This is a genomic window from Solidesulfovibrio sp. C21, from assembly GCF_047785625.1.
Lineage (GTDB): Bacteria > Desulfobacterota > Desulfovibrionia > Desulfovibrionales > Desulfovibrionaceae > Solidesulfovibrio.
On the sequence record NZ_JBLODY010000026.1, the window covers coordinates 39,992 to 52,694 of the forward strand.

General features: G+C 58.8%; 8 protein-coding genes. 4 read left to right on the forward strand and 4 right to left on the reverse strand.

The window, feature by feature from the left end; all coding sequences use genetic code 11:
• Positions 1 to 234: 234 nt before the first annotated feature.
• Complete coding sequence (locus tag ACMZ6R_RS09915) at positions 235 to 1,221, reverse strand: glycosyltransferase (protein WP_416110893.1); 987 nt, start codon at positions 1,219 to 1,221, stop codon at positions 235 to 237.
• Between the two features lie 821 nt (positions 1,222 to 2,042).
• On the opposite strand from ACMZ6R_RS09915, the gene ACMZ6R_RS09920 reads away from it, so the two are divergent.
• The 4 genes from ACMZ6R_RS09920 (at position 2,043) to gltA (ending at position 6,214) form a co-directional block, all read left to right on the forward strand.
• The gene (locus tag ACMZ6R_RS09920) at positions 2,043 to 3,515 is read left to right on the forward strand and encodes an aldehyde dehydrogenase family protein (protein WP_416110895.1); all 1,473 of its coding nucleotides are present in this window, start codon (positions 2,043 to 2,045) and stop codon (positions 3,513 to 3,515) included.
• 180 nt (positions 3,516 to 3,695) lie between these two features.
• On the forward strand, positions 3,696 to 3,902 hold the full coding sequence (locus ACMZ6R_RS09925) for a hypothetical protein (protein ID WP_416110897.1): 207 nt from the start codon (positions 3,696 to 3,698) through the stop codon (positions 3,900 to 3,902).
• Between the two features lie 49 nt (positions 3,903 to 3,951).
• On the forward strand, positions 3,952 to 4,809 hold the full coding sequence (locus ACMZ6R_RS09930; RefSeq protein WP_416110899.1) for a sulfide/dihydroorotate dehydrogenase-like FAD/NAD-binding protein: 858 nt from the start codon (positions 3,952 to 3,954) through the stop codon (positions 4,807 to 4,809).
• Entirely contained in the window at positions 4,787 to 6,214 is a 1,428-nt protein-coding gene (gene gltA / locus ACMZ6R_RS09935) for an NADPH-dependent glutamate synthase (protein WP_416110901.1), read from the forward strand. Before ACMZ6R_RS09930 ends, gltA begins: the two co-directional genes overlap by 23 nt.
• A 764-nt stretch (positions 6,215 to 6,978) precedes the next feature.
• On the opposite strand, the gene ACMZ6R_RS09940 is transcribed toward gltA, so the two are convergent.
• From ACMZ6R_RS09940 to ACMZ6R_RS09950, 3 genes are all read right to left on the reverse strand, one after another.
• Positions 6,979 to 8,361 carry a tetratricopeptide repeat protein gene (locus ACMZ6R_RS09940; protein ID WP_416110903.1) on the reverse strand — a complete coding sequence of 461 codons (1,383 nt, stop codon included), beginning with the start codon at positions 8,359 to 8,361 and terminating at the stop codon, positions 6,979 to 6,981.
• 92 nt (positions 8,362 to 8,453) lie between these two features.
• Positions 8,454 to 9,365 (reverse strand): hypothetical protein, encoded by a 912-nt coding sequence (locus tag ACMZ6R_RS09945; RefSeq protein WP_416110905.1) that lies wholly within the window; start codon positions 9,363 to 9,365, stop codon positions 8,454 to 8,456.
• A gap of 68 nt (positions 9,366 to 9,433) precedes the next feature.
• Positions 9,434 to 11,896: a hypothetical protein gene (locus tag ACMZ6R_RS09950; protein WP_416110907.1), complete on the reverse strand. Its 2,463-nt coding sequence runs from the start codon at positions 11,894 to 11,896 to the stop codon at positions 9,434 to 9,436.
• Positions 11,897 to 12,703 lie beyond the last annotated feature (807 nt).

Genomic DNA, 12,703 nt, shown 5'->3' on the forward strand with positions numbered 1-12,703 from the left:
TATAGTTCCGCTCGAGAATTGGCAAGCCTAAATTTGGCCATTATGCCAAATAGCCGCAAATACCGACCTGACGCGGCGGTCGCCATGGAGATGGGACGAAGAGGAAAGATGGCCAGCGGGTCATTCCAGAAGTAAAATCGCATCAGGCGCGGCCGGGAGCGGGGAGACGAGGCAACGACGAGCGAGGCCCGGAAGGGCCCGAATACAAAAGCGAAGGTCGGGCAAACGGCCGGATCAGATCCGCTCCAGCAGTTCCCGCATGCGCTGCCCCACGTGCAAGGGGCTGAAACGTTCCATGTCCTGCCGCGCCCGTGTCGGAAGGCCCGGAGCGTACTTCTTCCGCCGCACCTTGCGCAGCAGATAGGCGAGGTGGCGCCGGTCGATTTCCGCCCAGACCATGTCCCGCGTATACAGGGGGATGAGGTCGCACATGCGTCCGGAAACAGGGACCAGGGTGAAATTGACCGGAAAGCTGTTTTGCGGGTTCATATACGACATGTTGCCGGAAAAGCCGGTCGCAATGACCGGTTTGCCGCAAAGCATGGCGTCGGAAAGCGACAGCCCCCAGGCTTCGGCGTGATGCGCGCTGACATAGCAATCGAGCAGGCCATGCAAGGCCGCGATCTGCCCGGGGCTTAAAAAAGCGTCCAGGCTGACGACATTGGGCAAGCCGGCAAGGTTCCAGGAATTTCTGTACTGCTTGACCACGAGTTTCACGTCGCCGACGTTCCCGAAGGTGGAAACAAACGTTTGCAGCAAGGCTTCCAGGTTTTTGCGGGGATTGACCGAATCGACCATGGTGTAAAAGTAGAACGTGTCCGGATCATAGGCGATCTGCGCCTTGATGGCGTCAAGGTCGCCTGCCGTCGGCGGATCGACGCGCACCACATGCGGCACGACATCCACGGCGAATCCGGCTGCGGCAAAGGCGGTCGCGGAAAAGGGCGAACAGGTCCAGACCCGGTCCACACCGCAAAGCGCTTTCGCATAGGAATCGGAAAGCGTCTGTGTCTCCCAGACCGAATAGGCGATGCGGAATTTATCGCCGTAGCGCGGGATGATTTCGGCCAGGGCCATGGGTTCGTCGTGCAGGATCAGCACGTCGGCCGCGGCGGGATCGGCAACACAGGCGATCCCCACGGCCCCGAGCGCGGCGATGAAATCCTCGCCGGCACGCTTATGGCTGATGTAGCGGCTCACATGGTAATAGATGCGTCTCATGACATGTCCCCATAGGCAGCGCGTCCTTTCCGCCTCGCGCCCCGAAGCGTTCGCCTCGTGGCATGCTACCCTGTTGCGGGCCGAGACGAAACAGGCCCGAAACGGTTCGACGCCGCCATCCTGAACGGTGGTCGGGACCTCGGGGCTGGTCCAGGCAGCCCAAACGGCACAAGTTCCAGCTTCGGACTATTTTTTGCTTTTAAATTTAATAAGCTTGTTTTATTGATAAAACGCATATTTTGCCATGCCGGACGTATTTTGCTATTGCAGATTGCCACAGCATGATGGCGACTTTTGACCCAAAAAGCCCAAATTCAGGGTAGATTTTACGCAATGCTGTAACCTTCTGTTATGTTTAATTTGACATAACAAAAAAGCCGAAAGTGCACCCCGTACACACGGGACATCCGGCTCCTTCCGCACCGCTTCCCGAGCCCAACCGCCACGACGAATTCACAACACACTGCAATTAATTAGTAATTATTTTGGACCGATAGTTGCTAATATTAGCATATCTGGTCCTGACATCCTGCGCATCCTGCCCGCCCAAGGCAGTCCCCTGACGTGATGCCTCGACCGGACGCTCAAAAAAGGAGGAACACATGGCCTTGCCGTACGCGTCGGTCAGACAGCCCAAGCGCAGCCTGTCCGGCCTCGATCCCCCGTTTCCCCTCCCCGACGTCGCCTGACGTCACGACTCTACGGTTCGCCCAGGCGGCGGGCTTCAAGCACCCGCCGCCGCCCTTTCGCACCGCATCCGGCGGCGTGCGCTCTCTGTGTTGTCGCCCGCGCCGATTACAATCCGCAAAGGAGTCCGGTCCATGAAACCCACGCTCGACGAAACCTACAAACTCTTCATTGATGGGAAATGGGTTGAAAGCAGCTGCGGCAAGACGTTTGAGGCCACCAACCCGGCCAACGGCGAAACCCTGGCCACCTGCGCCAATGCCTGCCCCGGCGATGTGGACATGGCCGTGGCCGCCGCCTGGGACGCCTTCCCCGCCTGGAAAAAGACCAGCCCCCAGGAACGCGCCGCCATGCTCAACAAGATCGCCGACCTCATCGACGAAAACGCCGAGCACCTGGCCATGGTGGAGACCTGCGACAACGGCAAACCCATCCGCGAGACCAGAAATATCGATGTGCCCCTGTCCTCGGACCACTTCCGCTACTTCGCCTCGGTGGTGCGCACCGAGGAAGGCCGGGCCGCCATGATCGACGACCAGACCATGAGCATCATCCTGCGTGAGCCCATCGGCGTGGTCGGCCAGATCATCCCCTGGAACTTTCCCCTGCTCATGGCCGCCTGGAAAATCTCCCCGGCCTTGGCCGCCGGCGACTGCGTGGTCATCAAGCCCTCCATCGAGACCTCGCTGTCCCTGCTCGAACTGGCCAAGCTCATGGAGCAGGTGCTGCCGGCCGGCGTGGTCAACGTCATCACCGGCAAGGGATCGCTGGCCGGCAACGCCATGCTGCAGCACGACGGCTTCACCAAGCTGGCGTTTACCGGCTCCACCGAGGTCGGCTACACCGTGGCCGAATCGGCCTCTAAGCGGCTGATTCCCAGCACCCTGGAACTCGGCGGCAAGTCGGCCAACATCTTCTTTTCCGACGCGCCCATGGAGAAGGCCATCGAGGGCATCCAACTCGGCATCCTGCTGAACCAGGGCCAGGTCTGCTGCGCCGGCTCCCGCGCCTTTATCCACGAAGACATTTACGATGCCTTTGTCGAGAAGGCGGCCGAGGCGTTTGCCAAGGTCAAGGTCGGGCTGCCCTGGGAGTCGGATACCCAGATGGGTTCGCAAATCAACGAGCGCCAGCTGGAAAAGATCCTGGCCTACGTCCAGGTGGGCAAGGACGAAGGGGCCAAGGTGGCCGTCGGCGGGGAGCGCATCAACGGCAAGCTCGGCAAGGGCGCGTTCATGCGCCCCACGCTTCTGGCCGGCGTGACCAACGACATGCGCGTGGCCCGGGAGGAAATCTTCGGCCCCGTGGTCTGCGCCATCAAGTTCAAAGACGAGGACGAGGTCGTGGCCATGGCCAACGACAACGAATACGGCCTTGGCGGCGCGGTCTGGACCAAGGACATCAACCGGGCGCTGCGCGTGGCCCGGGGCGTCGAAACCGGACGCATGTGGGTCAACACCTACAACATCCTGCCCGCCCACGCCCCCTTCGGCGGCTACAAGAAATCGGGCATCGGCCGGGAAAATCACAGCATGATGCTCGACCACTACACCCAGAGCAAGAACATCTTCATCAGCCTCTCCGAAGACAAGATCGGTCTGTACTAGTGCAGTGTTCCTTGAAAATACGATCGTATTTTTAAGGATGGTAATTATTCAAGTATGGCATCCTCGAAAGAAGCATCGCCTTCTTCGGGGAGGCGATACTGGAAAAAACCCGGACAGGCGGCGGCCATGGGCCGTCACGGGCCGCCGCCGCCCGTGCGAGAAAACCCGAAGGAAGCTGCCATGATCACCAGGAACACCCCGGCCGAAGCCATTTTGGATATCCCTGGCGTCATCGCCTACTGCATCGCCAAGGGAATTACGCCCTACACCTGCTCCGGAGACTACACCCAGAGCCTCGGCAGGCTGCTCGAACTGCGCGATGTGGCCGATCCGGAAGGGTTCATCGCCGGGCTCAACAGGCTTGCGGCCAAGCATCGGCCGCGCTGACGACGCCAAAGCGGGGAATTTCCCGCCATCGCCAAGGAGCACGCTGTCCATGACCAACACCATCCTCCGCAAACGCATCCTCATCCCGGGCCAGACCAGCGAACTGGTCATCGAGGCCCCGCAAATCGCGGCCAAGGCCAGGCCCGGCAATTTCATCATCCTGCGGGTCTGCCCCCAAGGGGAGCGCATCCCGCTCACCATCGCCGACGCCGATGCCGAGGCCGGCACCATCACCCTGGTCTATCTGGTCCTCGGCAAAACCACCGCCCAGCTCGACACGCTTAAGCAGGGCGACGCCATCCTCGACCTGTGCGGTCCCCTCGGCAAGCCCACCGACATCAGTAAGCAGGACGGCACGGTAGTCTGCGTCGGCGGCGGCACGGGCATCGCCGCCATGCACCACATCGCCAAAGGGCATAGCCAGGCCGGCAATCGCGTGGTCGGCATCATCGGCGCGCGCAACAAGGACCTGCTGCTTTTCGAGGAGGAACTGGGAAACGTGTGCGACGAGGTGCTCGTTTCCACCAACGACGGTTCGCGAGGCAGGCAAGGCCTGGTGACGGACATTCTTACGGATGTGCTGGAGGAATCCGGCAAGGGCGTGGCCGAGGTGCTGGCCGTGGGCCCGGTGCCCATGATGGCCGCCGTTTCCGATGTGGCGACGCGGTTTACGGTACCCTGCCTGGTCAGCCTCAATTCCATCATGCTCGACGGCATCGGCATGTGCGGGGCCTGTCGGGTCAATGTCGGCGGCGAGACGCTCTTCGCCTGTGTGGATGGCCCGGAATTCGACGGCAGCCTGGTGGATTTCCGGGAGCTGTCCCAGCGTCTGGGGGCCTTCAAATCCTTGGAACGCCAGTCCTACGAGGAGTATAGGAAAAACCATGTGTGCCGCTGTGCCAACTGAGGGCAAAGGGAAAAAGACGCCGCGCACGCCCATGCCCGAGCAGTCGCCGCGCCTGCGCGTGGCCAACTTCGACGAAGTGGCCCTGGGCTACACGCGGGAGATGGCCATGGCCGAGGCCGGGCGCTGCCTGCGCTGCAAAAAGCCCGCCTGCGTCGCGGGCTGCCCGGTCGGCATCGACATCCCGGGGTTCATCGCCGCGCTCGGCGCGGGCGATACCGGCGGGGCCTACGCCATCATCCGCAAGACCAACTCCCTGCCGGCGGTGTGCGGCCGGGTCTGCCCCCAGGAAAGCCAGTGCGAGTCCCGCTGTATCTTGGGCAAAAAGGGCGAGCCCGTGGCCATCGGCCGGCTCGAGCGCTTTGTGGCCGACACCTTCATGGCCGGCGGCGCCTGCGAGGAGCTGACCGGCGCGCCGGCCTGCCCGCCGGGGCTCGATGGCGGACGCGTGGCCTGCATCGGGGCCGGACCGGCGAGCCTCACCGTGGCCGGAACGCTGGCCGCCAAAGGCATCGGCGTCGACGTTTACGAAGCCCTGCACGAGCCCGGGGGGGTGCTGGTCTACGGCATTCCGGAGTTCCGCCTGCCCAAAGCCGTGGTGCGGCGCGAGGTCGAGGCCATGCAGGGCCTGGGGGTACGGTTTTACACCAACTGGGTGGGCGGCCGGACCGTCGGCATCGAGGAGCTGCTGGAGCGCGGCTACAAGGCCGTGTTCATCGGCGTGGGCGCGGGGCTGCCCGTGTTCCTGGGCATTCCCGGGGAAAACGCCATCGGCGTGTGCTCGGCCAACGAATACCTGACGCGCGTGAACCTGGGCCGGGCCTACGCCTTCCCGGAATGGGACACGCCGGTCTACCCTGGCAAGCAGGTGATGGTCTTCGGCGCGGGCAACGTGGCCCTGGACTCGGCCCGCACGGCCCGGCGTATGGGGGCCGAGCGCGTGGCCATCGTCTACCGACGCACGGAAAACGAGATGCCGGCCCGGCGCGAGGAACTGCACCACGCCAAGGAGGAAGGCGTGGAGCTTTTCTGCCTGCACAGCCCCCTTTCCTTCAACAGCGACGGCAACGGCCATCTCGTTTCGGTGGTGTTGCAAAAGATGCGCCTGGGCGAGCCCGACGATTCGGGGCGCTGCCGGCCGCTGGCCTGCGAGGGGCAGTACTGCGAGATCCCGGCGGACATGGCCATCGTGGCCGTGGGCACCCGGGCCAATCCGCTGTTGCCGCGCGTCACGCCGGGGCTTGCCGCCAATACCCGGGGCTATATCGTCATCGACGAGGAAACCGGCGAAACGAGCATGCCCAACGTCTTCGCCGGGGGCGATATCGTGACCGGCGCGGCCACGGTTATCTCGGCCATGGGCACCGGCCGCCGCGCCGCCGCCGCCATCGCCGACAGGCTCCTGTAACAAGCGCCACTGCAGGGAAAAATCCCCTGCGCGCCAGAGCGGGTTCGCTTCCCCGGCCGACCCGCTCCGGATGCCCGCCGCGGTCCGGGGAAGCGGCCGGATTCGGAAGATCTCCCCGCGACACGCGAACACGGCACGCCGCAAACAGACGGCAAAAAACAAAAGGCCCGGCGAAACCGGGCCTTTTTCCGAAAATCTGATGGGGTGACTGGTGGGATAAGATTTGATTCTCAGCAAACCCAGGAAATACGGGCCTGCCGCTCACATGCCTCCAAAACAGAAGGGCACACGAAAGTGCCCCTTCATGTGCCCCCAAGGGTGCCGGATGTCAAAGGACGTAAAAAGACGAAACCGGACGATCTCTCGCCCGGTTTCGTTAATGTTCCCAGGATGTTTCGGTCTTTATTGGACCGTCCTGGACTCTAATATGGTGCGAAGGGGGGACTCGAAAATAATATATATCTCATTGTTATTATGTTTGAAAATAAATTATAATTACTAATATTGCCCCCAAAGTTGCCCCCCATATTTTTTTCTACTCCACCGGCACAATGTGCTCTCCTCTGCCCGGTTTGACTGGCAGCCTGTAAGGAACGGAGAGCCGAATATGGAAACATTCTGAATATGCCAAGTGCTCGGCAAGAGGCTATCCTCAGTTTTCCGCATTCTCTATGCCCCACACGCCCCCTCAGGGGGCTTACACCGCCAGCGTCAGACCAGAATGCTTCGCCAAGGCCCTTGAGTATTACTTTTGCCCGTTGCGCTTAACGCGAGTTGAAGCGCTGGGAAACCGCCTGGGTCAGATCGTCGATGGCGGCCGTTTTCCGATAGCGTATCCCCTCGGGGCTATTGAGAAAGCGCAATGCCGTCCCATCAACGCCCACCAGGGAAAAGGCTTGTGGCCCAAGCGAGCCTTGCTGGCGAAATGGCACTTCCCCTTCCGCGGGGAGCACGACCGCATACCCGTGCTCACGGGCATAGCGGCTTACGAGCGCACGAATGGCCGTCACCATGGGGACAACCATGGCCTTCAGTCGCTGCTCGCGCTCCTGCCTGGATATCCCCTCCATCCGGGCCAGCCTGCCGACCAATTGCGGCAACTGATTGCTGTCGAGCACGACTTTCTTGATATCAACTTTTCCGATGCGCGGCGCGCTGCTCCCAGGCGGCGCCATGCGGGCCGGCTGCGGCGCCGATCGTCCCTCGCCCGAAGGCGGGATCCCCCGAGCGGCCAGATTCCGGCAGGTTTCAAGCGCCCGCGCCGCGGCACGCTGCACGCACACCTCCCCGTACTTGTCCTTTTCCCGATCCAGGAAGCCGAGGGTGTTGTCCATGTTGCGGGTGAACAGGCAGGTGTTGACGAAGCTGGCGTAAGCGTAATCCTCCTGCTTGAGATAGCCGAAAATCTGCCCCAGGACGAACCACGCGGCGCCATAGCCCGGTTTTATCTCGAGAGACTCGATCTCCGTGTCGCGGGCCTGTGTGAAGCGCCCGTTGCGAAACAGAGCATGGCCGTAGCTGCCGTTTATTTCGGAACTTGATTTGTCCTTTGCGTACGCAGCCGCGTAGGCCTCGAGCGCGCCGGCCATATCCCCCTGTTGGTTGAGCAGCATATTGCCCTTGCGGCTGAGCACGTTGGCCGCGGCGCGATCGTATGTTTCATGGAAAACCTTCTTCGGCATTCGCTCCTTGAGAGCGATCGTCGCGTCATAGCGCCCATGGAGCGTGTTTTCGAGCATGGCCACGATCGGAGAAGCGCTCGCGGGAGCGGCAGCCCCGGACGGAACGTTCTGCCGGAAAGATGGCACTGCCGCGGCAGGTGGTTCCACTCGGGCCGGCGGGGAAGGAACCATGGCGCGTTGTGGCGTTACGGGCGGCGGTGTGGCGGGAGCCGTTTCGGGCGGCAGCGATTCAAGGTTGTCGAGGGTTATGGATATTTCCGGCTTGGCGTCCCGGACCGCCTTTTCGGAAGCCACCTTGGACGAGGATTCAGCCGGTGACATGCCGGACGCCGAAGGTTCGTCCGTTCCCGTGGAATAACCGACTTCGCCTTGCCCCCCGTCCGCATTGACGGCCTGACAAGGGACGCCCCCTGCCAGCATCAGGACCGCAATGAAGGCCAGGTAGTGAAACCAGTGGACGCGCATGCAGCCTCCCTTGCCGGGTATTGGCCGGACTGGCCCTCCCCCGTTTTGTCAAGCGGCGAAGGAGGTGCCAGTCCGGCCGTCGTTATCGTACGCTACGAGTAATCGTCACTGGGCGTCTTCGGCGTCTTTTTGGCCGGCGTCTTCACCGGAGCATCGGACGGCGGCGTCGGCGCATCGGGTTTGAGATCGGGCATATTGATGCGGACCTTGTCCTGGACCGGGATCTTGTCTTCGGGCGCCGTAGCGGCTGGCGTCGTCCGGGCGGGAGTGCGCGGCGAAGCGGCTTCGACGGGAATATCCCGGATGGGTTCCAGAGGAGTGGGTTGCACCGCTTCAGGCGCAGGCTCGGCCGTAGCGGGCTTCGCGGCAGTCTGCGCTTTTTCCTGCCTGGACGGCTGATTCTTGTGCCGCGCGGCCTGTTGCCGCGCTTGGCGCCGGGCTTTGCGCGCCTGCTCCTCCTCCTGCTGCCGCTGCAATGCTTCCTCGCGCGCCCGCGCCACGGCCTGAGCCTGCAGAATGTTGCGCACGCTGGCGATGCGGGCGGGCAACGCCCGGCGCAAATTGATGGGACAGCCGCTGACGCTGATCAGGTCCCGGCAATGGTGGTCGTAGACATTGTCGTTGTACAGATCGACAGCTCTATCGTAGTAGGCCAAAGCAGCTTCATAATAACCGAGTTGTTCTGCAGCCGCACCAAGGAAATAATAGGCGATATCGATCTCATGCCCGGTGGTCATGACCAAAATTGCCAGCCGCTTCCAGTGATGGGCGTTGTAGGCGTCGGCCATGCTACGCCAACTTCCGATAAAATAGAAGCTCGCATTGAGATTGTTGCCCACAAGGACCATTTTCCCTTCTTGCAAATCCCGCAGCATCTGTGCTTCAATATCAGGCGTGACGACCTTGTGCACCGGAGCGCCGCATCCGCCAAGAACAAGCGTCAAGGACAGGAAAAGGTCGGTGAATACGGAGAAAACAACATGATTTCTCTTTCTGTACGACATGACTTCTCCTTGTTGCAATCGGCTGCTTCATGCGTCTCGAACTGATGGTAACCTCTTGCGGACAACGATCAGGCCGCTTTCGCCTTTTTCTCGACAATAGGCGACTGTGCATCGAGCGCGGCAACGCACGCTTCAAGGGTGGGCGTCACGGTCTCGGTCACCAACAGGCCGCGCAGAAATTGTGTGCTCACTTTGAGGCAAAATCCGGGCACGAGGCCGATCACTGTTGCCATGAGATAGCAGGCAAACGACTCCATCCAATGCAACGTTCCGTTAACAAGGCTGAAATTCTTTCCCGGCAGCAGAACATTGCAGGCAAAGAAAAGTGAAAGCGCCGCACCGAGGAAAAGATACAACATAATCAACCCGCTATAAATTCTCGATGCAATCTCCAGACGTATTGCGCTGTTCTTGAGCGAAACGGCCTTTTGCAACAAGGACAGGGCCTTTTCTCTCTCCGCCACAGCTTGCCGCAACATGGCGTTCCCGTTCGCAACGGCCCCGGAAAAATAGTCCTGCGCAAGCTTGTTGAGGACGAACTGCTCCTCCTTGAAAGCCACGCCACCGGGTTCCGCCACAATGGACAGCAGGATAAGCGTTTCGATGGCTTGTTCCTCGGTCAGGCTCTTCGGCTCGTTCGTGAGGAAATCGCGAAACAGGCGATCGAGCTCAGGAATCAGCGCCCGCCGCACCAGTTTGATATCCGGGTCCGAACCGGCCAACTCATGTTGTGCGAAAAGGACAGGCGCCGGAAGGGTTTCGAAGCCCTTGAGGGCCTGCGCGGAAAAAGCCGGCGCCACGCCGCGCAGGTCAAAGGTTTCGTTGGGCAGGCGCAGATCGGCGATGCTTTGCGGCGCATTGGCGAAAACATGCTCAAGGAGCTTGTAAAAAGCCGTTTTATCTTTCTGAAAGAGGACGATGAGCAGGCCGTTGGCCAGGGAAGTCTTCTTGGCGAAATAGTCCTCGAAAGCCTTTATCTGTTGTGGCGTCAACACCGTGACAAGCGACAGAAACAGCTTGCCGTTCCGATTAAACTTAAAATCCGTGCTCATATCGTATGTAAAAACGGATTCCGCAAAAGCCTCGGGCTTCTCTCCCATGAGCCCGGCCGCTTTAAAAACATCGTCCTTCGTATAAGGGACATTAAACTCCACAACGGCGCGAGCCAGCGCATTTACAATATCCCCATTGCCGTTTTTATTGTACTTCGCCGTCATATCGGCAAACAGACGCAAGACTTTTGGATCACGAAAAACGAGGTCCCCGGCGTCATGCCCGATGCTGTTATAGGCAACGCCGGCCAAAGAGGTGTCAACGCTATCAAGAAGGCTCGTTATCTGAACGCGAAGCGCATTAGGCTGTTGTTGCAGGGACTTATACAGGCTATCTGTATCGTAAATCGGTCGAAACGCCGCGACGCCGGACAACTCCTGCATCAGCTCGACCATTTTTTGCGTCAAGACGGGCGACTCCACGAATTTGCGGAAATCCAACCGAATATCATTGAACAATTTCCGCGACATGTCCTTGTCGATGCGGAAGTAGACCCGGGCGGCGTACACCGTGTCGGAAAAAGAGAGACGACTGGGGATGGTCTTCAAGACCTTGGCCGTGGGCTCGCGCAGGGTTTCAAAGGCGTCGTTGGCAACGGCCAGTCCGACAAGGGCATCGAGCCCTTCCAGGTCACGGATCTGACTTACGGCCTTTGCCAGGAAGGTTTTGACCAGCCCGTTGGCCAAAAGGCGGTTGTCGCTTCCAGCCAAGGCGGCAAGCAACATATTGAAGCGATCGATGGACACCCCCACCTGCCGGCGACCCTGATCGCAAATACTATCGATGACTTTTTCGGCGGCGGCCTGAACCGCATCCTTGGGCAATTGAACCAACAACTCGAAAACCATCCGTCGCTGCGCGTCGTTGTCGGCTCTGTCGTACAACCAAGCGAGTTCACCCGCGGAAACGGAAAGGTGCAGCCCGATCAGATGGGCAACCATGTCATATGCACGCTCAAAGCCGGGACCTGGTTGCTTGATGACCGGAATATTGTTTACGGCCGTATAATCAAGAGTGAATGGTTTTTTTGAATACTTACACAGCAAATACCCTTTTTCAAACTGATTTCCCGCATAGTACATATTAATATCTTGTAAGACATTTGTCTTTGCCTTGGCCGCTGTGGCAACCCCCATAAGAAGAGCGACGATAATCAACGGCAACAGGCCATTGTTGCGCAATATTTTTTGTTTAAGAAAAGAGAACGTCTTGCACGATGTTGAAAGAGTCCATCTACAAGGGTGCCATTTTTTCAAATACACGATATACAATATCGAGGCGATCAAGCTAATTATGAAACCAACATATATAGGCATTTCGATCTTATGCAAAACGAGACTATATTTTTTTAATATACCAATCGTTTCATTACCAAGTTCTTTTTTTTGTTCTTCTATTTTACTGTTCATAATTGAAATTTCATTCTCAAATCCTTTTCGTTCTTCAATGTACTGCTTAAATATATCTGTTTGTATCAAGGATTGTCCGACTACTTCTGCCTGGGCGCCCAGGCTACAGCAAAGAAGACTTATCGCGATACAAAGGACACAAAAAAACTTTTTCATTTTAAAAATACCACCATTTTACTGTTTCGCTTCGAAGAACACCACACTTCTTCAAAACATACAATCAAAGTCAACTTTATCATCACGAAAATACTACCGCATACGAGGCCCGGTGTAAAGATCAGCGTCTAAATGCGGTTTATCCTGTGGCAGTCCTTTTGCGTATCGATCGTATTTCACGGTTCCCATTACCGCCCACCTGAATCGAGACCGATGCGCACTTCTTGACGTCCGGCGATTTTTCCTTGGCCAAACAGCCGCCAAAATCATCGTGGACGAGTAAAACTCAAGGACTTACGGGCACGATCCGCAAGGTCCTCTTCCTTCCCCCACCCTGAAGCTTGTGGGCGAACGTTCGCCTGACAAGTATCCACGGAGGCATCGCCATGAATGAACCTGTAGCGAAAGCTGTGTAAACATCCACGCACAGATAAGAACCAGAATATTTTCGTTATGTGCTTTAAAACAGATATCGTCTTGACTTGACCTCAGGCACAACGTGGTCCAGAAAAAGGATGGAACGCACTCCCATATATAATTTTATTGATTACGGCAGGTCAGTGTTCAACACCCTGCTTCGCAAACTCTTTCAACGTAAGCGCTCAATAAGGCGCATCTTGTCAGGGCAATCGGAAGGCGGCAGAAGTTTTAGGCAGGAATAATCAGGCGTTTGGGATCGATGTACTGTGGCAGGAGGGCCTTGCGCTGGGCGTCGGAAGT